Annotated in this window: 17 protein-coding genes; 4 read left to right on the forward strand and 13 right to left on the reverse strand. The window is 37.6% G+C overall.

Annotated features, from left to right (window positions below):
* Positions 1-5 precede the first annotated feature (5 nt).
* Complete coding sequence (locus AB3I20_RS01120) at positions 6-1,298, reverse strand: ABC transporter substrate-binding protein (RefSeq protein WP_368026840.1); 1,293 nt, start codon at positions 1,296-1,298, stop codon at positions 6-8.
* Positions 1,299-1,561: 263 nt separating this feature from the next.
* Here AB3I20_RS01120 and AB3I20_RS01125 point away from each other — a divergent pair, with 263 nt between their 5' ends.
* Positions 1,562-2,479: an ArsR/SmtB family transcription factor gene (locus AB3I20_RS01125; RefSeq protein WP_368026841.1), complete on the forward strand. Its 918-nt coding sequence runs from the start codon at positions 1,562-1,564 to the stop codon at positions 2,477-2,479.
* A gap of 50 nt (positions 2,480-2,529) precedes the next feature.
* On the opposite strand, the gene AB3I20_RS01130 is transcribed toward AB3I20_RS01125, so the two are convergent.
* The 6 genes from AB3I20_RS01130 to AB3I20_RS01155 form a co-directional block, all read right to left on the reverse strand.
* On the reverse strand, positions 2,530-2,763 hold the full coding sequence (locus tag AB3I20_RS01130; RefSeq protein ID WP_067481995.1) for a hypothetical protein: 234 nt from the start codon (positions 2,761-2,763) through the stop codon (positions 2,530-2,532).
* A gap of 71 nt (positions 2,764-2,834) precedes the next feature.
* Positions 2,835-3,056, reverse strand: coding sequence for a hypothetical protein (locus AB3I20_RS01135; RefSeq protein WP_095803637.1), 222 nt, complete (start codon positions 3,054-3,056; stop codon positions 2,835-2,837).
* A 177-nt stretch (positions 3,057-3,233) separates the two neighbouring features.
* Positions 3,234-4,085, reverse strand: coding sequence for a class C sortase (locus tag AB3I20_RS01140; protein WP_368026842.1), 852 nt, complete (start codon positions 4,083-4,085; stop codon positions 3,234-3,236).
* A gap of 146 nt (positions 4,086-4,231) precedes the next feature.
* Positions 4,232-6,115 carry a SpaH/EbpB family LPXTG-anchored major pilin gene (locus tag AB3I20_RS01145; RefSeq protein WP_368026843.1) on the reverse strand — a complete coding sequence of 628 codons (1,884 nt, stop codon included), beginning with the start codon at positions 6,113-6,115 and terminating at the stop codon, positions 4,232-4,234.
* The gene (locus AB3I20_RS01150; protein ID WP_368026844.1) at positions 6,112-7,536 is read right to left on the reverse strand and encodes a SpaH/EbpB family LPXTG-anchored major pilin; all 1,425 of its coding nucleotides are present in this window, start codon (positions 7,534-7,536) and stop codon (positions 6,112-6,114) included. The genes AB3I20_RS01145 and AB3I20_RS01150 overlap by 4 nt, the downstream gene beginning before the upstream one ends.
* Before the next feature lie 3 nt (positions 7,537-7,539).
* Positions 7,540-10,881 (reverse strand): SpaA isopeptide-forming pilin-related protein, encoded by a 3,342-nt coding sequence (locus tag AB3I20_RS01155; protein ID WP_368026899.1) that lies wholly within the window; start codon positions 10,879-10,881, stop codon positions 7,540-7,542.
* A gap of 270 nt (positions 10,882-11,151) precedes the next feature.
* Between AB3I20_RS01155 and AB3I20_RS01160 the strand changes: the two genes are divergently transcribed.
* The 3 genes from AB3I20_RS01160 (at position 11,152) to AB3I20_RS01170 (ending at position 14,474) form a co-directional block, all read left to right on the forward strand.
* Entirely contained in the window at positions 11,152-12,576 is a 1,425-nt protein-coding gene (locus tag AB3I20_RS01160) for a helix-turn-helix domain-containing protein (RefSeq protein WP_067481985.1), read from the forward strand.
* Positions 12,577-12,690: 114 nt separating this feature from the next.
* The gene (locus tag AB3I20_RS01165) at positions 12,691-13,218 is read left to right on the forward strand and encodes an HdeD family acid-resistance protein (RefSeq protein WP_067481983.1); all 528 of its coding nucleotides are present in this window, start codon (positions 12,691-12,693) and stop codon (positions 13,216-13,218) included.
* 95 nt (positions 13,219-13,313) lie between these two features.
* A complete protein-coding gene (locus AB3I20_RS01170; protein WP_067481981.1) occupies positions 13,314-14,474 on the forward strand; it encodes a cation:proton antiporter in 1,161 nt (386 codons plus the stop codon).
* Between the two features lie 75 nt (positions 14,475-14,549).
* On the opposite strand, the gene AB3I20_RS01175 is transcribed toward AB3I20_RS01170, so the two are convergent.
* The 6 genes from AB3I20_RS01175 to AB3I20_RS01200 form a co-directional block, all read right to left on the reverse strand.
* The gene (locus AB3I20_RS01175) at positions 14,550-16,244 is read right to left on the reverse strand and encodes an ABC transporter ATP-binding protein (protein WP_231885384.1); all 1,695 of its coding nucleotides are present in this window, start codon (positions 16,242-16,244) and stop codon (positions 14,550-14,552) included.
* A gap of 132 nt (positions 16,245-16,376) precedes the next feature.
* Complete coding sequence (locus AB3I20_RS01180; RefSeq protein WP_067481977.1) at positions 16,377-17,129, reverse strand: MarR family winged helix-turn-helix transcriptional regulator; 753 nt, start codon at positions 17,127-17,129, stop codon at positions 16,377-16,379.
* Between the two features lie 507 nt (positions 17,130-17,636).
* Complete coding sequence (locus tag AB3I20_RS01185) at positions 17,637-19,670, reverse strand: penicillin-binding transpeptidase domain-containing protein (protein WP_067481975.1); 2,034 nt, start codon at positions 19,668-19,670, stop codon at positions 17,637-17,639.
* A gap of 200 nt (positions 19,671-19,870) precedes the next feature.
* On the reverse strand, positions 19,871-21,226 hold the full coding sequence (gene celB, locus AB3I20_RS01190) for a PTS cellobiose transporter subunit IIC (RefSeq protein WP_067481973.1): 1,356 nt from the start codon (positions 21,224-21,226) through the stop codon (positions 19,871-19,873).
* Positions 21,227-21,240: 14 nt separating this feature from the next.
* A complete protein-coding gene (locus AB3I20_RS01195) occupies positions 21,241-21,567 on the reverse strand; it encodes a PTS sugar transporter subunit IIB (RefSeq protein ID WP_067481971.1) in 327 nt (108 codons plus the stop codon).
* 30 nt (positions 21,568-21,597) lie between these two features.
* On the reverse strand, positions 21,598-22,548 hold the full coding sequence (locus tag AB3I20_RS01200) for a N(4)-(beta-N-acetylglucosaminyl)-L-asparaginase (RefSeq protein ID WP_067481969.1): 951 nt from the start codon (positions 22,546-22,548) through the stop codon (positions 21,598-21,600).
* Positions 22,549-22,936 lie beyond the last annotated feature (388 nt).

Here is a 22,936-nt window from a genome sequence, read left to right on the forward strand (position 1 = left end):
CTGGCTTAATTCACGGAGTCTTCCTCTTCCTTGAATGCTTGGTAAAATTCTTTTGCAGCCTGCTTAGTGTCGATTTTTCCATAATCTAATCGAGTAATGATATCTAAAGTTGCATCATTTAGCTTAGCTGTGTCCCAACGATACATAGTGGATAGATTCGTATCGACCTTCTTCTCACCTTCCACTAAAATTTCTGTCGCTAATGGCGTAATCAGTTCACTTTCTTCTAAAGCTTGTTTACCGCTCTCGCTATCAGGTACGCCGTTTTCTAATTTTTGAATTTTATTTGCTTCTGAATCATTCATTAAATAATTGATTAGCTTTGCAGCAGCTTTTTGGTGCTTGCTAGAGGTTGGAATAGAATAAACCATCGATGGCTTCGTCCAGACTCCTGTTGATTTTTCATTACTCATTGAAGGATAGCCTGCTAACGCTAATTCAAATCCTTGTTCTTCCAACTGACTCTTAATGGTATTTACGTTGGCAATAAATTCAAAGAGTGTTACCCACTTTCCTTCAAGTAACGCTGGTGCTGGTGCGCCCTCAATTGTTCCTGCATTGTCTACATCTTTTTTAGAAGGAATGATTCTTTGCTCAACGAGTTGATGATAAAAATTGACAAGTGTGAGGAAATCTTTTTCTGTGTAGTTCAACTTGCCATTCTCATCTGAAATTGGTAATCCAGTTTGTTGCGCAACAATTTGAAAGAAGACAATGGGAGAACCATACTTAGCGCCAAAGAAATTTGAGGCTGGATAATAGTCATCAGGTAATTTTTCCCGCATAGCAATTAAATCTTCCCAAGACTGGGGTGCCTCGATATTGAACTTATCTGTAACTGTTTTGTTGTATAACAAAGGACGATAGTTGGTTGATAATGGTAATCCTAACAAATGGTCATCATATTTTAGTGAAATCAAGGACTCTTCAGAAAAGTTGGTAGAAATTGCTAACTCTTTTGAGAGAGTCTCTAAATCAACAAGTTGGTTTTTGTATTGATTTAGCCACATTGAATCCAAACGAATGACGTCTGGTGCTGTGCCACCAGATAGTTGTGTTGTCATTTTTTCTTGATAACCTCCGTACCCACTAAACTCTGCCTTGACTTTGATTGTGGGATTTTCTTTTTCAAAAGCTGTGATGGCTTCTTGCATGACTTTATTCCGCGCATCACCACCCCACCAGCTGATTCGAATTTCTTCGGTTTTGGCTGAACTTTCCGAGCTTTTGCCACAGGCGGCCAAGCTAAAACTTAAAATGGCGATCCCCGCAAATTTGATGACTTTTTTATAGTACACTTTGGACACTCTCCTTTTGAGTTGGTTTCCTATCGATAGTATTAAGCGCTTACAAGTAGAAATGTTAGCTTGAACCATGGGTATCGTCAATAAGTTTAGCAAGGTTCGAGCCACTTTCAACTGAGAAGTTAACGAGTGTATTTTATTTTCTATAGGCTCTGTTAACCCAATAGTTAACAATTCGATTAGGCAATTGTATTCTCTAGCGGAGATATAGTTTACTTACATACATAACTAAATTATTTATGAAAGGAACCATTAAGATGGAATTATATTTAGACCAACATTCTTTACCAACTTATAAAGCATTAGCATCAGAAACGCGGTTAGCGATTTTGCAATTGCTAGCAGAAAGAGGTTTGACTGTTACCGAACTTGCGAAGGAACTCAATTTAAGTAAGGCAATCATCTCAAGACATGTTCGTCTATTAGAAGATTGTCGCCTGATTCGACTGAATGATTCTTGGTTCAATGATGACGAACAACACAAGCGCTTATTTTCGTTGGCACTTGATCGAGTGGAAATCGTCTTTCCGCAAAAAGTTTTTTTACCTTTTAAAAAAGTAAGCGTTGAAACTCGGCTAGGCTTATTCTCTGATTTTTTGGTCGTGCCGACTTGTGGACTCGCGGATACGGAAACGATTATTGGTCTGTTAGATGAGCCACAGTCCTTTGTTGACGAACACCGATCAGAAGCTGTCCTTTTATGGTTTTCTCGTGGGTATGTAGAATATATCATTCCTAATAAAGCACCAGCTGGTTCGACGTTGCAGTTATTGGAACTCTCATTTGAAATCTCTTCAGAATTTCCAGAATCAAATAATAATTGGCCAAGTGATATTAGCTTTTATATTAATGGAATCAAGCTAGGCACTTGGACCTGTCCTGGAAACTTTTCAGATGTCAGGGGAAAATTAACGCCTGATTGGTGGAAGAATCATTTTAGCCAATACGGCCTTTTAAAGCACTTGCGCATCACTAATTCTGATACTGGAATTGATGGAGTCAAAATTTCTGAGGTTCGATTAGCTGATCTGGGTATCGAAGATCAATCATTTTATCGGTTTAAAATTGCTGTAGACGAAGGGGCAGTCAATCAAGGAGGCGTTACTTTATTTGGAGATACCTTTGGCAATCATGAACAAAATATCCGAACAACCATTTATTACAGTGAAGAATAAAAAAACTGAAACCAGTAAATGGTTTCAGTTGACTGATGAAGGATAAATACTCAATTCTTTCGCTGGAAATTTTTATGTGGATGTTTTTTGTAATAAAAAGTTGCACGGATGCTTGCACCTAACAAAAAGGCTCCGCAAACAAATAAAAAGTGAAAAAATTCAGGGAATTGAAAAAAGGAATCAATTTTATTGACTGAGTATCCAGAAAGAAATGAAATCAGAAAAATATAACGCATTTTATCATTACGTCCCCACTCATCTAGCCAATAATAAAATTTTTTCATGAAATCCTCCGCTCTGTTTTTTTATTTTTTAAAAGACTCAAGTCAATTCTTTAATTAGTCACTTTCTGTGTTTATTCAGATGCAATCCAGTCGTCAAAAAAAGTTTTTTTATATTTTTTAAAGACCGTTGAATCTAAATGGCTTTTGTTTTCGATTACTGAAAAACGGACATCATTAGAATTGGTAAAGTGACGGTCGAAAAAGGCAGATTGATCAGCGTTATCTAAAAAGAGTGGCTTGTTTCCATGTGTGGCTGCAGTGGCTTTTTTTGGACGTTCCTGGTTGACAATCATGGAATTCCTCCTAATTTTGCAAGTTCCCTTGCTTTTGTTTTGGGAATCTTTTCAGTTTACATTCTAATGAATCAATGTATTATCGTCAACTAATAGCTGAAAGAATAAACAAGCTCACGCATAAATGATTTTATTTAGCGCGAGCTTGTTTTGGCGTAATTTCGTTAGCTAATTTTATTACTTACGGGCTTTTTTTCGTTGGTGCCGTCTGTAAAAGAGAATCAAAAACAAACTAATCAGAAGTAATGCACTTAACAGAATACCCCATAATAAAAATTGGTGTCGCTGAGTTACTTTTTTGATTCCTTTTGAAACTTCTTCTGGTGTGTAAGGCACACGATGACCTCTTACTAATAAGCGATGACTATTAATCATGTAAGGTGTACAAGTTAATAACGTCACCAAGTCTTTTCCTTCTTCAATATGCAGATATTGCGTATCGGTGGGTTCGACCGTTTTGATTTGATCTACTTGGTAAGCAAGAGTCTTACCGTTTACTTCTAAATAAAATTCATCCCCTTCAGTTAATTCAGGCAAGTCGGTGAATAGCTTTGCTTGTGGCAAACCTCGATGTCCAGAGATTACTGCATGGGTGCTAGCCCCACCAGTAGGATAAGATGTACCTTCTAGTAAGGAACTCCCCTTTTCTAGTAATAATGAATTCGTCTTATCAAAAATAGGTAGACGAACATTGATTTTTGGAATCGTCAGAACACCAATCGTATGACTTTCGAAATAAGTTTTGTCGGGTTTTTTCTCCGCCTTTTTTGGTTCAGAAAAAGGATCTAGTCCGGGATTTCCCCCTTCTTTAGCCAGTTGCTGATTTTTCTTTTCCATTTTTGCTTGTAACTTCGCCATGGCATCTGCATTTTCTTGATTGGCTTTTGTTTGATAATGAGAAATGATTTGCTGATCGAGATAGTTGTTCAAGGCATCACTGACAAAAGGATAAGTCAAAGCACCTATGCCAATGAACAATAAAAGAATCATTATGCTATCAATCACTCGTCGTCTGTTTTTTCGTTTCATGGATTCCTCCTTGGATGAAGATCAATAAATAAAAGAGCCTAGGACAACACAATGTCTCAGGCTCTTTTATTGTTTTGGTAGATAGAATCCTTTGATTATTTTGTTAATCGAAAGGCTTGCTTCACTTTTTAGCGGAAGTTCAGCTTCTATACATTTTCTTTGCGACGTTTAGCAAAGTATAGCCCTACAACAACAAGTAATAAAGCACCTGTACCGATGTACAAGTAGATTCCTTTACCACCAGTTGAAGGTAAAGTTCCTTTGTGTTTGTTTGGAACTTTTTCTGGAGCAACTAAGTTTTCAGTTGTTCCGTATGAGTGTTCATCAACTTCAAATTCAATCCGATTTGTTAATAGAACGTAGTCGTTAGGAGCAACTGTTTCTTCCAAGTAATACGTTCCATAGTCTAACCCTGTTACGTCTACTAATCCATCTGCTGATGTTGTGAAAGTAGTTGCCTCTTCTTTGTTTTTCACCCAAGTAACAGCTTTTGTTGCCTCATCAATTTTCAAGTAATTAGCTGTATCGCTGTCTTCGTCACGTACGACAAATGAAGCGCCTGCTAAAGCTTGTGTTGATGAAACATCACCATCTACTTTGATAAATCTTTTCCCACCAGTAACAACTTCAACAGTTGGTGGTGTTTTATCATCTGTGTGTCCATTGTCTACGTTGGCTTCGTTTTTAAATCCTTTGGTTGGATCTGCTTTTTCATTTAAGTGCATGTAGTAAACAAATTTCAAAGTACCACCTGGTGTTAATGAAGGAATAAATGCAGGATCAACTGCTACAGTGAACCCATTTTCTTGTTCTGTCACTTGATAATTTGCGGGTGCAATTACTGTATCACCATCATAAAGTGCGTAGGCATTGTCACCTGAAGCAATGTTATCAAACGTTAAAGCTTCGTCATGTGTATCAATTAGATTGAATTTAACATATTTGTTTGCATCGCCTTCTTTATCTGCAATACCTAAAGGAATATTGACAGAAATTTCGTATTGGATTTTTTCACCGATTGCAACGTCTTTTCCATCTAAGTTAGGTGTTGTTTTTTCTACTTTTGATGTGTCATTTTTAATTGTTTTTTCTACAGCTGTTTGATTATCAGCTTCAATTGTAAAATCTGTTTTCGTTTGGCTTTCAATCAATTCCGCATTATCTGGTGCTTTAACTTCTTCTAATACATAAGAACCGACTTCAAGATTTTTGATTGTTAATTCACCAGTCGCAGCATCAGTTTCTGTAAAATCGTTTTCGCCAATTGCATAATTTTTTCCGGTGATGAAGTGTTTCGCTTGGCTTTTATCGGTTGTCCAAGTGTAAAGACCATCTTTCACACCTTGGATATATTTTACGACGCTTGGAGTTCCTTCTGTTTTTGAGATAACAAATTCTGCACCATTTAAAGATTCATTTTCAGCAGTACCAACTTTTTTGACGTGTAATGCACCATCGTTGGCTACGATATTTTTTGGATATAAATGAATGGTTGTTAATTCTTCTGTTCCGTATTTGTAAGAACCATCTGCTTGTTTGATTAGTTCATAAACAGGAAAAGCAACGACCATATTGGCTGCAGCAGTTACGCCATCTTTTGCTTCTTCTTTGATGGTATAAACTGCATCTTTACTTTGTTGTTTCTTTGGCAAATCCAAGCTAACGTTTCCGTTCGCATCGGTTGTTCCTTGTGCAATAGGTGTGCCAGTTGTTAAGCCTTGAACTGCTTGCTTAGCAGCATCGACTGTTGCGCCTGCTTCACGTTGAGCATAGAATTCTGCTGTTACATCATAGATACTAAACGTTACACCAGCTAATCCTTGGTACTGGTCAAACTCACTCATTTCTTTCCCGCTATTTTGAATCAATGGGTCAGGAAAATCAGTCATCTTCTTTTTGTGCAAGATTACTTTTGCTGTGTCATCATTTTCTGCTGCAAAAGCTGGAACTGTACCTACTAGGCCTGTAAAAAGTGGTAAGGTCAGTAACAATGTGCTTAATAAATACCAAACTTTCTTAAACTGTTTCATTTTTTTGCTCCTCGTTTTTGATAAATTATCCAACCAATGACTAAGCCAATTAATAATGTTCCAAGTAGTCCCCACCAAATGGTTTGTTGGTCATTTGTTTTTGGTAATAGCCCTGAATGTTTTATCTTTTTATTGACGACTTTTAAAGGCTCTGTCGCTTGCCCATTTGATACATAAGAATGTTCTGTAATCGTAAATGGAACTGATTCTTGACTTAAGACATAGTTATCAGGTGCTTTGATTTCTTCTAAGAAATAGTGTCCATCTCTTAAGCCTTTGACTGCAAAATTTCCAGAACGATCAGATAGAAACTGTTTTGCTGCTTGTTTATCTTTGTTCCAAGTGTAGCCACTAGCTGATTCATGTAAGTAGTTACCTGTTTTGTCTTTTACGATAAAGACTGCTCCAGCCAGTTTTTCTGTTTGATTTTCGCTTGAGACTTTAACAAATCGTTTACCACCTGTTCGTACAGCAGTTTTCTTTGTGATGGAGTGTTTATCACTGTCTAAACGACCTTCATTGAGAATAGCTGTATCAGGTTTTGCATCTTTTTCTAATGTCATCTGGTAAGAAATCACTAGTTGTTTCTTCACAAATTTTTGGAGTTCTTGAATTGAAAAATCTAACGTAAATCCATGGGCGTGCGTCTTCGTCGTATAGCCGCTGGTTAACTCTTGTCCATCCACAGATACCTTCAATGTGTTCGGTAAAAGCGTTAGTACTGGATCAGCAGTATCTGAAATACGAAACTGGTGATAATCTAAGATGTTTGCCGGAATAGTTGTCTTCAATTGGTAGTGAACAGCATCACCCACAGTAAATCCATTTTCTCCCTCTAACACCGTTTTTTCTAGTGGTGGTAATTCATACGCATTTTCTTCGTTTTTAGGGTAAAGGTGGATTATCGACAAATCCGTGCCATTACTATCTTGTACTGGTAAAATCACGACCAGATTACTTGCTTTTTCTTTGACGACTTCTGGTGCATGAACTTCAATGAATAAATAAGCTTTATCACGTTGCTTTTCGTCTTTAGTTGGCAAAGTAAAAGATAAGATCCCATCTTCACCGTTTACATGACTTGTTGTTCCTTCAGCGACCAGCTTTCCCGCTGAAGCGCCTGTTTGTGCTAATTTAGTTTGAGCCGATTGAACAGAATCTCCCCCACTGCGTAACTGATAAAAGGAATCGGTTACGTCAAATACTTGATAGTCCACATCATTGAGCCCACGATAATTTTGTAATAAGGTACCTTCTTCACCAGAATTTTCTTGTTCTGTAGGCAACTGACCTTCAGGAAATAGTAATTTGTGTAAAGTAATCTGAACGTTTGCTTGCGTATTTTCTGCCAATGCTTGTTGTGAAAAGCCGAAAAATACAAGCACGAACACACACAGTTTTAATAATCGCGCGTTTTTCATTCGTTACACCTCTCCTTCTGTTCGTTGCTTGATGAATAGATAACCACCGACTGTTGCTAAACTAATTGCAGCGATCAAGTAGAGCCAAACACGACCAATTCCACCAGTTTCTGGTAGAGGAATTTTTGCTTGGTTCGTTACATCTAAACTGATTTGATTGTTTTGTTCACCAGTGACGAGCACATCGTCGATTTCTTTTCCGTCAATAGTTACTGTCCCATCTTCGTTAATCACAAGTTTAATGGGTTCTTTGAGTCCTTGATATCCTTCAGGTGTAAATGTTTCTGTCAAAGTATATTCACCAGGCTGTAAGTTTTCAAAGAGGAAGGTATCTGTTTCTTCGCCATCTTTTGGTAATTCAATATCTGTATCTGGACCAGTTAAGCGGAATTTTGCACCTTTTAACGCTGTCTGATTATCTGCTTTCTTGTGCACCGTCAAATCAAAAGCTTTTAGATGATTCTCGTGAGTCACTGTCCACTCCGTTGCATCCTGATCGATGTTCTTACCATCGTAATGAATCTGGCCATATTTATCGACTTCGAATTCATAATTTCCAGCAAGCGTATCGTAGCCGAGTGGGCCAGTTGTTTCGACCAAGCGATAAGTCCCAGACTGATTGATTACAAAATGGGCAATTCCAGATTGATTTGTTTTTTCGGTACCCACTTTTTGATAAGTCCCTTGTTCGTCTTTTCTTTGCAATTCAAATGTTGCGTCTGCTAGATTAACTTGTTTACCGTTTTGCAACGTGTACTTTCTGATATTGATTGGTAATTCGGAAAACTGATTTTCAATTTCTAGCGTAATTACTTGATTGCTCGTAGTTACTTCTTTTCCATCAATCTTGACTGTCCCTTGATTCGTAACTTCGATGTTCCAAGTTGTTTTTTCGCCTAGTTCATGGCCTGCCGGAGCTTGAAGCTCTGTCAGTGTATATTTTTTCCCTTTTTGTAAGCGAACCTCTTTAGGCAATGAGTAACTGCCATCTTGGTTGTCAATTAGCGTTGTTTTGACGCCATCACCAGTTAACTCAAAAATTGCTCCTTCGAGATTTTTTTCACCAGTTGAAGAATTCTTAATCACTTTCAAGTCTAATGGTTTAAACTTTTTCGTGTTTTTCCAAGTTGTTTCATCTACTTTTTCTTGGTCATAACCCGGGACTGCCACTTCATTAGTCATCTGATAGCTGAAATTTTTCCCTTGATTGTTGTATTGAGGAAGACTAAGGGTTTCATCATAAGAATCATCAGCTGTTTTTGATAACTGTGTGATATCGGTTCTTTCCCATGTGTTACTAGTGTCATTTTCAGGTTTAGAAATCTTGATGTAACCAGTCTGCCAATTTGCTGAATTTGTCACTTGTTGACGTGTGACTTCATAGGTAACACTTTCTGGTCGGCTACTTGTATCTTGATCAAATTCTTCCCAAATCTTTTTGAAATTCAATTTGACCCCAGGAGCTTTACCAGAAGGAACACCAAAATCTGCAAGTTCACTTGACGTTGCCATTGGTTGAAAAGTTGTTCGTCCATTCATTTGATACCAAAAATCTGGTTTGAATGAGTCTGATTCCGTTTGAAGTCTAATTTGATAATGAATTTGGATTTCTTGCTGTTTTCCTAAATAAATACCATTACTTTTTACCGTTGTTCCGTCCATTGTAATGCTTGGCATAGATGGGACTTGAACTGAGCCAACACTTTTAATACTTAAAGTATCTGGTTCATAAATAAAAGGTTCAGCAATTGGATCAGTGACATTTCCGTTCACAACGGTTCCGGCAATTTGCACGGCTTTCTTTGCCAAATAATCCGAGATGTCTGGTGCATAGTCAGCAGATTCATAATATAAATCGCCATTTTCGTCTTCAGAAACCATTTGCCGCATTTTATTTTCAACTTCTTGTTTCGATAAACCAGCAGTTGAATCACTTTGCAATTGAATACCTAATCCATGAATCTCAATTCCGCGTTGTTTTAGCGCTAGGGCTTCACCAATCGTTGCGATAAAGGTACTGTTGATTCGACGATTCGTATTGTTCTGGTCCCGCGCATTGTAACTGTTTGAAATGTAGGAAGTATTTCCGGGTTTGTCTTGACTCGTAGTAAACTGCGTACCGTAATAACTACCGTCAGCTTCGGTTTGAACACGGCTAACATGATATGAAAATGTTGGTACACCATCCGTTAGTAGAACGATGACTTTTTTGTGTCCATTTGGTGTTGCTAACATGTTACCGGCATCACGTAATGCTTTTTGTGTAAAAGTACCACCAGTTGTACTACTTGGCGTAATATTTTTGATTGGGTTTTTCACAGAGTCAAATGAGCCCATCGGAACTGTTCCGTTTTTGTAGCCATCACTTGAATAACCTACGTAACCCATATTGATACTGTCAGTAATTCCGCTATCAGCTAATGTATCAACAAAACGGTTTACGCCTTTTTGAACCTCTCCGATTCGGTTGTTATCGTTCATACTTCCTGACCAGTCAACGACTAAGACTAAATCTAAAGGTGTGATCTCTTTTTGAACATTTCCACGAACATTTAAGTAGACATCAAATAGTCCGGGCGTCGAAGTTTCTTTTGCGTATTTGCGAATGGCATAATCTGCTTGGTCGCCAGTACCACCATATTCGATATACGAGTTCGTTTTATTTAGCGGATCACCATTCCAAGAAGTTTGCCCATCCCATTCGGTGCTACTTCCCTGTTTATTTCCTTGATGGTTGATGACTTGCTGATTACCAGTTGGTTGCCAACTAGCTGTTGGATAAGTGCCTGAATTGTCGGTCGTGTACTGTGGATTAATCGACTCATGTTCTTTTCGGGAAAGATCGGCTGCTGTGGCCATTTTTGCTTCGGCGAAAGGCCGAACAATTTCTTCTGACGTTGGCTCGACATCACTTTCTTCTGCTATAGTGTTATCTGTCGTGCTGTCAGTCTCCGTTTCTTTTGGAGTCGTCTCACTCGTAGTTTCGTCAGGCATAAAAGATACTTCAAATTCATTTTTTTCGTACAATAACTTAGGTGTTTGGGTTACATCTAAGGAGTGAGAATCAACAGCTAACGAAAGTTGAACTTGCTGATTTATTCCACTGGCAATTGTTAAACTGAGAATATGATCTTCTACTTGATAAGAGTAGCCATCTTTTTGAAGTTCTTTTGTATCAATCAAGCGAGCGTTCGTCAACTTGATTTCTTTTTTTAGTGCAGCATCTGTCTGATTGATAAGATTCAGATCCACATTTAAAGAGGTCTGATCTTTTTCATCTGTTGTTATCTGTGCTGACGTGATATCAACGGTATCAACAGCTTCTGCTTTCACAGTGATTGGCATTAAATAAGATGAAACAAGTAATAGCACAGCGCCAATAACCCCAAGTTTCTTCAATAATTTAATTTCTATTCTCTCCTTTCCTTTGTGGGTCAATAATTCAATTAGAATAGCTAATGGCACAATTTTTCATTATTCTAATCTAATAATTATTATACGAAGAAGCCGGTAATTAAATCACACCAGTTTTTAAACCGAGCGGTTTCATTTATGAGATTGCTTCATTCTTTCGATGGTTGTTTCATTAAAGTAAAGGGTTGGGGAGGAAAAAATATGATTAGGCTATTGGAAGATAATTATCGGAAAATGGAAGAAATTATTAGAATATTATCCATTTCTGATAAATGGATGACTAAAAAAGAACTTGCAAAATATATTGGAAGCTCTGAGTCAACGTTTATTCGTTATATTGAAGAAATCAAACAGCGTTGGGGATCAGTATTCACGATTCAAACTTCCCATAAACTTGGCTATCGCTTGGAAAGGTTCAACGTCTCAGTTTATCTACAAATGTTAACGGATATGGCACAAACCTCAACAAATACCCAACTATTGAACGAATTCATTCAAAATCCAGGCAATACGATTGAATATTATTGTGACACGATCTGTATCAGCCGCTCCTCCTTTGCTCGAAAATTGAAACAGTGTAATCAAGTATTGGAGAAATATTCACTGAAAATTGTTGTTGACCAGGGCTATCAACTAACAAGTACAGAAGGTGAATTATCATTACGAATTTTCGTTACCTTTTTCTTTTTGATCTACTACGGTCACTACGCACTACCTTACCAACTAGACAAAAAGGAAGTGAAGCAATTGATGCGTCGTAACCACTGTCAATTAAATATTGTCAGTGGTGATAATAGTTACGAGCATACTTTTTTTATTATGTATTTCATGGTTAGCTTGGAGCGAGAGCAACAGGGATTTCCACTCTATTCCGAGAGACAATCTCCTGAAAATATGAAAATCAAACACGAAGATTATGTCTTTTTAAGTCAGTATTTGATTGGCTTAGATGTTGAAACGTATCAAGAGGTACTCTACCATTTTCAAAAAGGACCTTTCCAACAGTATTCTTATGAGGAAAAAAAGGATATCAGTGAAAAAATCCGTACCAATCTAAAATTCAATTCTTTTTCACAAACTGAGCAACTCACAGAAGATGCAGTCGATTTTATCGTGCATCTCTTGACTTGTCTTTATTTATTCTCTCGACTAATTCCGTTTGATACAACGGAATTAACACAACGAGCAACTTTGTTCACAAGACATATTCACTTTACTCAACTCCATTTATATGCAAGACTTCAAGCAGAACTGCACTTCTTTTCCGCTCTATTAGAAACCAATTTACTAAACCATTCTTCTTCCTATATTTTTTGGCTGTTGAATGGCTATCCAGGCATCAATCAAAGCATTGTAGCATCTAAAAAGATTTTAGTTGTCAGTGATATGGGAATCAATCATAGCCAGTACATTGGTAATTATGTTCATGCGACACTTTCTTTACACAAAATCCGTTCAGATATGTTAGCTATCACAGATGAAGAAGTCGTTGACTATGATTTAAACGCATTTGATCTGATTATCACCAATCAACCTATCCCACAGACTGATGTTTTAAGCGTCTTGATTAATGACGCTATTTTATTTTCAAATGAAAGTGAATTGTTAGACCTGTTGGATTTTTGATTACTGCGTTATTTCTAAAATAAGTTATCTTGCATTTTTAGTGGTGAATGCTAATCGGTTTTCTTGGCAAACTAGCAGTTTATGTTATAGAATGAAAGAAAAGGAGGTTTTCGTATGATTGAGGGATTAAAAAGAAACTTTAAAACTTATGCTTTAGTCAGAGCTATTATTTATATCGTTTTAGGCGTATTGATCGTTATTAATCCAAGAGCTGTTTTTAATCTGATTGGTTATCTGATTACTGCTTATTTCTGTTTGTTAGGTATTTTCAATTTATTTGAAGATTATAAACGTAAAAAACAAGTCGGAAGCTGGGGCTTTGGTCTGTTTAGCGGAATCATCTTTCTGATTTTGGCATTGGTCGTGTTGTTTTTTGCACCAGCAATTGCTTCGATTTTACCGATTTTGTTAGGCTTAGCAATTATTTGTAACGGCATTTTCCAATTGATTATGGGATTGAATATGAAATCGACACCATGGCTTATCTACAGTGTGCTGTTATTGATTGGCGGAATCGTTTTGTTGTTCAACCCATTTGCTAGTTTGTTAGTTTTATTCCAAATCTTTGGGGTAATACTCATTGTCATGGGCGTGTCAGAAGCAATCAGCTTTTTCAAATTAAAAAAAATGACGATCAACTAAGCTAAGTGTTAATTGTATCAAGAGAAATGGTTCGCCTGATTTTTGTGTAGCAGGTGTGCTGTTTCTTTTTTATTCAAATGAAAGGAAATGATCAAATGGAATTTATTGGAACCTTGTGTCTAATTTTGATTGCGACAACGCTTGGTTCACATCTTTCACGTCGTATTGGGATTCCCGCTGTGATCGGGCAGTTGTTAGTCGGCGTGATTTTAGGACAAGCAGGTTTAAATTGGGTGCATCCCAACATTTTAGTACATGATTTTTCTGAAATCGGTGTGATTTTATTAATGTTTCTTGCGGGTTTGGAAAGCGATCTATCTTTACTCAAAAAATATTTTAAGCCCGGTATGTTCGTTGCTTTGTTAGGAATTCTATTTCCAGTAGTATTTGGTTGGCTCACAGGTGAAGCTTTTCATGTGCCGCTAAATGAAGCACTGTTTTTTGGAATTATCCTTGCAGCAACTTCAGTAAGTATTTCAGTTGAGGTATTGAAGGAATTAAATGTGGTCAATACTAAAGAAGGCTCAACCATCCTTGGAGCTTCTGTAGTAGATGATATTTTAGTTGTCTTAGTGCTAAGTTTGAGTCTTTCGTTCTTGACTGGTGACACAGCTAACCAAACATCTCTTCCACTGATTTTATTGGAACAAGTGATTTATTTCGTATTTATTTTCTTGTTGGTTAAATGGATTGCTCCTCTATTGATGTCTTTCGCAGAAAAAATTTATGCAAATTCTGCTGTGATCATTGTTTCCCTAGTCATCTGTTTGGGGATGTCTTTTGTCGCAGATCTAGTTGGTCTTAGTTCAGTAATCGGAGCATTTTTTGCAGGAATTGCTGTTAGTCAGACAAAAGTCAAACAGGAAGTTTATCGAAATGTAGAGGCTTTAGGTTATTCCGTCTTTATTCCTGTTTTCTTTGTCAGTGTAGGACTAGAAGTAGATTTCGCCAATTTCGGAAGTCAACTTTTCTTCATTCTTGCCTTTACGATTGTTGCAATCTTGACGAAACTGATCGGTGGTTATTTCGGCGCAAAAGTTGCTGGATTTTCTGGAAATAGTTCCTTGATGGTTGGTGCGGGAATGATTTCACGTGGCGAAATGGCTCTGATTATTCTACAAATTGGACAACAAAGTAAGTTGATTGAAGCACGGTATTATTCACCATTAGTAATCATCATTTTACTAACGACTTTAGTTTCTCCATTGATTTTAAAACATTTTACGAGAAAGATTTATACGGTTAAAGCAAATTGAGATCAAAATAAAAAAGGTAAAACAAAACGATAGTCCGTTTTGTTTTACCTTTTTCTTTCCTATTTACTAACAAATTTAATTAACGATTTGTTCATTGACGTACTCAGCATATAAGTTGTGGGAATGAATCAACTCGCTGTGAGTTCCATGTCCAGTAACTGTTCCTTTTTCAATGAAGTAAATTTGATCCGCATCGACAATTGTTGATAAACGATGGGCAATGACTAAGGTTGTTCGTCCTTTCATCAAATGATCTAATGCACGTTGGACTTTTTCTTCTGATTGTGAATCCAAACTTGCAGTTGCTTCATCTAACATCAAAATTTGTGGATTTCGTAAAAACGCACGGGCAATCGCAATTCGTTGTTTTTGGCCACCTGATAATTTCACACCACGTTCCCCGATTTCAGTCTCCAATTGTTCAGGGAAATCACGAACAAACTGATCGGCATACGCTAAACTTAAGCCGTGCCAAAGTTCGTCATCAGTCAAAGTTCTACCCAAACCATATTGTAAATTATCTCGAATACTTCCAGCGAAAACAGCACTATCTTGTGACACGTAGCCAATTTGTGAACGCCATTCGCTCAAATTAAACGATTGAATGTCTTGATTGCCAACTGTAATTTTACCAGCTGTTGGTTGGTAAAATCGTTCAAGTAAAGAGAAAATCGTTGACTTCCCGCCACCACTTGGTCCAGCAAAAGCGACCACTGTATTGGGTTTTGCATAGAACGAAATATCCTTTAGAATTGGATGATTTTCTTCATAGCTGAAAGAAATATTTTCTGCTTGAATCGTTTTTCCTGCAACATCGACAGCTACTTCACCGTTCTTTTCAACCGTTGTTTCCAAAATTTGTTGGATACGTTCCGTTGCCCCCATTGCTTTTTGCGCTTGAGAGAAAAACATCGCAAAGCTTGTCACGGGCGTGATGATATTAAACAGATACAAAAGGAAGGCAACTAATTCGCCACTTGTTAACGTACCTGCTTGAACGCGTACGGCACCATAGCCAAGGATTCCAACAAACAATCCAAGCATTGCTGTCATCATGATTGGTTGTAAAACAGCTTCTATTTTGGCATCTTTGACACCTAAAACAAAAATCTTTTCGATAAACGTACGACCACTATTTTTTTCTGCTTCCTCGCCATTACTTGATTTGATCAAACGAATCTCAGCAAGTTTTTCTGTAGCATCGGCATTAAAATCAGCTGTCGCACCTTGTAGTTGACGACCAATCTTAGACATCATCTTACCAATTGGGATCATGATAATCATGACGACTGGTATTGCAACAAACATCAGCGTCGCCATCTTCCAATCCATAATGATCAAAATAATAACTGAGCCAACTAGTTGGATTGCACCAGTGATAAAGTTTGGAAATTGAGTCGTCACTAAATCTTTGATCACCGTTGTGTCATTTACTAAACGAGAACTGCTCTCACCTGATTTATGTTCATCATAATAACCTACAGGTAAATGAAGTAAATGTGCCCATAACTTTTCTCTTAGGGATTTAACAGAATGTTCACCAACATAACGAAGTAAAAAACCACCAATCGTTCCAAAACCAAGATAAACGGCAAATGCAACAAGTAGCACTGCGACCATTTTCCCGTCAATTTTTGATAATTCACTGGTATCAACCAGACCCTTTGTTAACTGTGGGACGACCAAACTTGCTCCACTTGTGACTAGACTGAGTAAGATCCCAAATAAAAACAAACCTTTCTTGGAGCTTACACTGTTAATCAATTTCATAAAATCTTTGAATTTAAATGTTCCAGTAGATGCTGGTAGTTCTTCAGCAAATCTTGCGGGTTGTCCGCCGCTGCCTCGTGCCATGTTCTTTTCCTCCTAATACCTAAAAACTTGTTCTAAAATTTTTAATCGTTAAAAATCTTCCCACTCATCATCATTGTTTCTTTGCGAATCATCTTTGTTGAATGGATGCTGTCTTTCATTTGGACCGCCTCTCCAAAACTCACGTCGAAAATCACGACCAAATCGATTTGGGAAATCTTGTGAAAAGTCTGGACGACCACCACGTTCACCAAATGGCGATTTTCGCATCATTCGTTTCATTTCGCGACGCATTTTTCGTAAATCTTCAGGTGGTAAGTTTTGCCAGTCTCCACCGTATTCTTCAAATAAAGCTTCCCGCATTTCTTGCATTGCTTGGAAACGATCTAATGGATCAATAAACTTTTCTGATTGACGATGAAATTCACCGCTCCATCCACTAGAGATTTTTTCTAATAAGTCGCTAAACGTTGTCTGCTCCTCTTCAGTTAAACCAGCAAAAAAGATTTCGCTTTGGTTTTCTTGTTTGAAGGATGCATTCTTTTCCGCTTTTGTTCTTCCTTGTTCCGTTAGATAAACGCGCTTGGTTCGTTTATCATTTTCATCTTCCTCACGGGTAACATCCCCACTTTTTTCCATTTTTTTCATTAGTTCTGCTAACGAGCTTGGTCGTAAATCTAAAACTTCAGCAAGGTAGCTTTGGACTAATCCATCCTCTAGTCGTAAAATTGCCAAAACTCGTTGTTGCCCAGTAAATTTTTGCTTTTTTTGACTCATAAAAGCATTGCTTGCTTCACTAATAAAACGTAGTTGCTTCATCAAACGTTCAGATAATTCACTCATCTTCAAAATTCCTTTCTTTTAGTTCGGTACCGAACTTTATTTCGTTAGTTATTATAGTTCGGCACCGAACTATTTGTCAACTACTTTTTATAAATTATTTTTTTGAGAGCTTTTGATGTCTTCAGTTGTACCAATTAACTACCCTAGAACAATAAAAAAGTAGGTATGACAAGACTTTTGTCATACCTACTTTTTCTGGATAGATGGTGTTCACCAAGCAACTTCTTGCTATCTTGTCGTAGTTAAACGCTTTGTACCACAACCTTTATCCACGGTGTTCCCAAGTCAGCTCCTTCGGCAATAATTCCTTCTTTCATAAAAACATGAGGAACTGTTTTTAGAAAGAAATTCTTATTGCTTGAAGCTAAACACCTTGTGCCACAACCTTATCCACGGTGTTCCCCAAACAACTCCTCGAAATAACTCATACCTGTCCAAAAATATGAAAAACTATTTTTGTCAGTTATTCATTATTTTTTCGGAGTTAAACGTTTTGCGCCACAACCTTTATTGATAAGTTTCATTTAGATAGTTTACTAATTCTGGTGCTCGTTGTGTTGCAGAGTCCCCTTCTTTTTTATCCTCTAGCATACTAATCATGAGATAGCCTTGGTTAGTTGGATTTGTAGCAAATAAGAAACTATTTTCTTGCCCTTTTTCATCTTGTTTTTCCTTGATTTCTGCTGTACCTGTTTTTGCTGCTAAAGGAATTCCTAAGCTAGCGAGTGAATGTGCTGTCCCATTAGGATCAGTCACAACAGCTTCCAAGTCTGGCAAGATTGTTTGAACAGCGGAGTCACTAACCACACTGTCTTTCGTTTTCGTTTTTGCATCTAAAACTAATTTAGGATAGATAAGATTTCCATTGTTAGCAAAAACGGAATACATCGTTGCTTGCTGGATAGGTGTAATCAATAATTCTCCTTGACCATAACCAGTATCTGCTAATAAAATTTCTGATTTGAAGCTATCTTCATTAGAAATCTGTGCAGGATTCATACTGATTGGTAGGTCTAAATCTTCACCAAAAATAAACTTATCTAAGCCCGCTCGGAAAGCTTTTTCTCCCATTTTCAATGTTTGTTGTGCCATATAAATATTATCAGAGTAAACCAACGCATTTCGTAAATTAACTTGTGCCACATCGCTTACCCGCGTCACTTCATACGACCCCCAAGAAGAATCTTTTTGCCATTTTAATCCATCAATGTTTAAGCTCTCTTCAGGATTTAGTGTGCCATTGTCCAAACCAATTGCGGCAGTAATCATTTTAAATGTCGAACCCGGCGCATAACCAGTAGCAAAACGGCTGATAAATGGTTGGTTTTTGTCATCGGCATACACTTGGTAGTCCTTTTCAGAGATACCATTGGTCATTTTATTCGGATCATAACTTGGTGAACTTGCTAAAACGAGTAGATCGCCTGTTTTTGGTGTGGTAGCTACAGTCGAGCCAGCTTCTCCACCTAATTCATCGTAGGCAGTCTTTTGAGCCTTTGCATCAATCGTTAATTTAATTGATTTGCCATTCTTCACTTCTTGTTCTTGAAGTACGTTTTTTTCATTCCCATTTTCATCTGTGATAACTAACTTCCCACCGTTGGTTCCCCGTAATTCTTTATCGTAAGCCATTTCCAAACCAGAGCGTCCAATTTTTCCTACACTACTTAATTTTGGATTCTTTTCGATATCTTCGGCAGTAATGTCACCTACATAACCAATTAACTGTGCGGCAGCTTCACTTAATGGATAATATCGTCCAGTTACTTCTTGAATAGTTGCACCCGCAGGTAATTCTGGTGTTTCCCCATCAATGATTTTGAGTGGAACGAAGTAATCTGGTTGAACCCAACTTTGTGAGATAGCTTGGTTGATTGCATCTTCTGTTAGTTGTGTCCTCTCAGCAAGAGTTTTGATATTTGCCTCTTTTTCTGCACCTTCGCCTAACTTACTTGGAACAACACCGAGTTGCTTCAACTGGCCATTGGTTGCTAATCCTTCCCCGTTTCGATCCAGGATTTCACCACGCGTTGCCTCTTGTGTGTTCAAGCTGACTTTGTCCCCATTTTCCATAGTAGGGAAAACCAAATTAGGTTGCCAATTGATTTTGGGGCCTGTTTTTTCGCGAGTCAGTGTCCCTTCAAAAGTCAGATTTTTTAGCTCACCCAAAGCAGTGCTCATTTTAGCTGTGTAAGAAAAAGTATAGGTATCTTTTTTCTTTTTTTCGACAGTTAAATCTGACACGGTATATCCTTTTATATCAACAGCATCATAGATATTCTGGTACTTCTCCAAAATGTCTTGAGTCGTCCATTTCGATTTTTTTGTAGCTGTTGTTAAAAAGGTCGTTGCTTTTTGATAATCGCCTTTATCAAGTGCCTTTACAAATTGTTTAATCGTTGTTTTCGCTTCATCGACAGTTTTGTTTTCTTGATCATGTTGATAATAGAAAAATCCCCCACCAGCTATTGCAATGAGTGCTACAGCGCCTAAAATATATGGGACAGAGCTTTTTGTTTTTTTCTGTTCGCTTCTTTTCATCTGTATCCTCCCAATTTTTGCTTCAACCATCGTTGGTCGTTAAAAACACTTCTATTATATCTAACTATCATCTAGGTTGCTATCTTAAATTTTTTTTAAATTTGTTATTTTTTTGTTTTATGTACTACGTCTTTTCTAATAAATAAAAACCAACAAGACAAGAATCACCATTGTCTTGTTGGTTCTTTTAAGTTAAAAAATTAAATATCATCGAAATCAAAATCATCTAAGTTGATTTCATCTAGTTCTTCTTCCCTAGTCTTAACCTCTTCACGAAGATACTGGACATCCATTACTTTGATAAATGGATAATAGATTGCCATCCCCAAAACAAATAAAAGTCCTTGTAACACAGCACCTTGCCATCCACTCACTAAAAAGCCGGAAATGATTGGTGGTGTTGTCCATGGTAACTGAATTCCATTTGTGTAAGGAACCAATCCGATATTCATTGAAAAATACGCAATAATGATATTGATTGTTGGAACTAAAGCAAAAGGAACCAACAAAATAGGATTCAAAACAATCGGTAACCCAAAAATAACTGGTTCGTTAATTCCAAAAATACCCGGAATTAACGATAATTGTGAAAGCTTTTTGATTCGTTGACTTTTACAGAATAGAACCATTACCACAATTAACGACAAGGTTGAACCTGCACCACCAAAAGTCGCGAACATATCTTGAAATTGACCGGTAATGATGTTCGGAATTTCATGTCCGTCTTTGAATGCTTGCAGATTTTCGACGGATAAAGCTCGAAGAACTGGATTGAACACAGCACCAACGACACTGCTTCCGTTGATTCCAAAAAACCAAAAGAAATGCAAGAAAAGATATGCGATAATCATAGCGCCTAACGTATTTCCTAAGCTTAATAACGGCGTTTGTAAGAAGGTGAAGATAACATCTTGCAGATTGCCATAAGAAGTCAAGGAAACAAGCCAATTTACTAAAAACATCATTGTTACTACTACAAAACTTGGAATAAGTGCTTCAAATGATTTGACTACAGTAGGTGGAACACCATCCGGCATCTTGATCGTCCAACCTTTACGTACCATTGCAACGAATAAACGAGTAGAGATCAACGCAACAATCATTCCAAGAAACAACCCACTAGACCCCATCCACTTCAAAGGCAAGCTAGTTACTTCATAAACAGTCGTGCTTCCTTCTGGTGTAAATAATGTCTGATACGGAGTTAAAATAAAGAAGGAAACCAGTGCGATAATCCCAGACTGCATTGCATCAACATGAAATTGTTTCCCTAAACTGTACGCAATTCCGACTACGGCCAAAATGGTCATGACATCGAAACTCGCACTAGCAGGTACAGACATCATTGCCTCCCAGTTGTCACCAAGCAAGGCAGACATCCATTCATTCCACTGAGGAAGAGGAAAATTAGCAATTAAAAGAAAAACTGAGCCGACGATCAATAGTGGTGTTGACAATAGGAATCCATCACGAATAGCAACTAAATATTTATTTTCACCGATGACTTTGGCTAAAGGAGTTAGTACTTTTTCCAGCCAATTCAAAAATTTTTGCATGGTCGACCTCCACGTTATTGTTTATTTTTCTTGATTAATTTAAGTGCTTCTTTTAACGCACCTTCACCGTCCATCATGCCATAGATTTCTGGAGAGATTGCAGCAACCGGAATATTTTGTGGTGAAAACTGCGTCCGAACTTTTTCGAGCAAGAAGCGCACTTGAGGCCCCAATAAAATGGCAATCGGTTTTTCCTGCTCAACAACTTCTTGTGCTCTAGCAACTGGAAAGGCAGTAATTTCTAATGGCATCTGGTGTGCTTGAACGACTTCCATCATTTTATTGACCATAATACTTGTAGACATACCTGCATCACAAAACAAATAAATTTTTTTCTTCATATAATTCACTCCTTAAATGTTTTTTTATTTTTAATCAATTGGTGCTTTGATTCTTTTCTCGTAGGCTTCTAACCATTCTTGCGTGATTGGTTCAATCAACGTCGTCTTATTTTTCCCTGGATTAGCAAGAAAAATTTGTGGTGCTTGTGTTTGTGTACCGACACTAAAGGTGAATTCAACATTGGTTGCCACGCCCCACTCTCCTGCCTTATTCATTGCAATGAGTGAGAATGCGCCAGCTTTCCCATAGCGCTCTTTAAGTTTTGTTTCAAAAGAATAAACTGCTTGATCACAAGCTTCTTGTGGACTAGCTCCGCTGCCCATTAGTCGAACAATCTCGTAAGATAAACAGCCCTTCATCAAATCTTCGCCTAGCCCAGTTGCAGCTGCTCCACCAATCGTACTATCGACATAAAAGCCTGAACCAGAAAGTGGTGAATCACCGACACGTCCAGGCTTTTTCATAAACAAACCTGAGCTGGAAGTTCCTGCTGCCATCGACCCATAGGTATCTAAGGTGATAGCACCAACCGTATCATGACCATCATAAGGATCCAACTGTTTTTCTTGGATTTCTTTTAATCGCTTTTCCCAAATTTTATGGGCACGAGGTGTTAACATATTTTTTCGTTCAAAATCATGCAGCATCGAATATTGTGTTGCACCAGTTCCAACTAAAAAACTGTTAAATTTTTCTTCACTTAAACTTCTAGCCACTGAAATAGGATTTTTAACATCCGTAATTCCAGCAACTGCGCCAATTTTAAAAGAGTCGCCATCCATAAAAGCGGCATCCATTTCTAAAATGCCTTGAGCATTTGGCAATCCACCATAACCCACTGATTTATAATACGGATAGTCCTCCACAGTTTTAATCAGTGCTTCTACAGCATCTCCAGCTCGTTCATTTTTTTCTAAAAGTCGTAGTGCTTCAACGACACCATCATGTGCCATTCGCCAAGTAGCAATTGCACCTTGCATTCTATTCACCCTTTCTATTCCATTTTAATTAATGCGCTTTCACAAAAATATTATAATTAGTATATACTGTTTTGTATATACTGAAAGAATTAAAAAGTTGTCTTTCTCATAAAAAAACAATCAAGCTCTCATTTCTGTAAAAAGGTTGTGCACAAAACGCTTAGCTCCGACAAGATAGTGAGCAAACACTCAAAATAGCTTTTCATATTTTGAGCTGGATGCAAACTATATGGAGGAGTTGCTTCTTGAACGCCGTGGATAAAGGTTGTGGCACAAAGTGGTTAGCTTCAAGTAATAAGGAACCTTTTCTTAAAAATAGCTTCCCATATTTTTAAGAAAAGAGGACTTATTACCGAAGAAGCTACTTTGGGAACACCATGGATAGAGG

This window comes from Enterococcus sp. C50 (assembly GCF_040887505.1).
Taxonomy (GTDB): domain Bacteria; phylum Bacillota; class Bacilli; order Lactobacillales; family Enterococcaceae; genus Enterococcus_B; species Enterococcus_B thailandicus.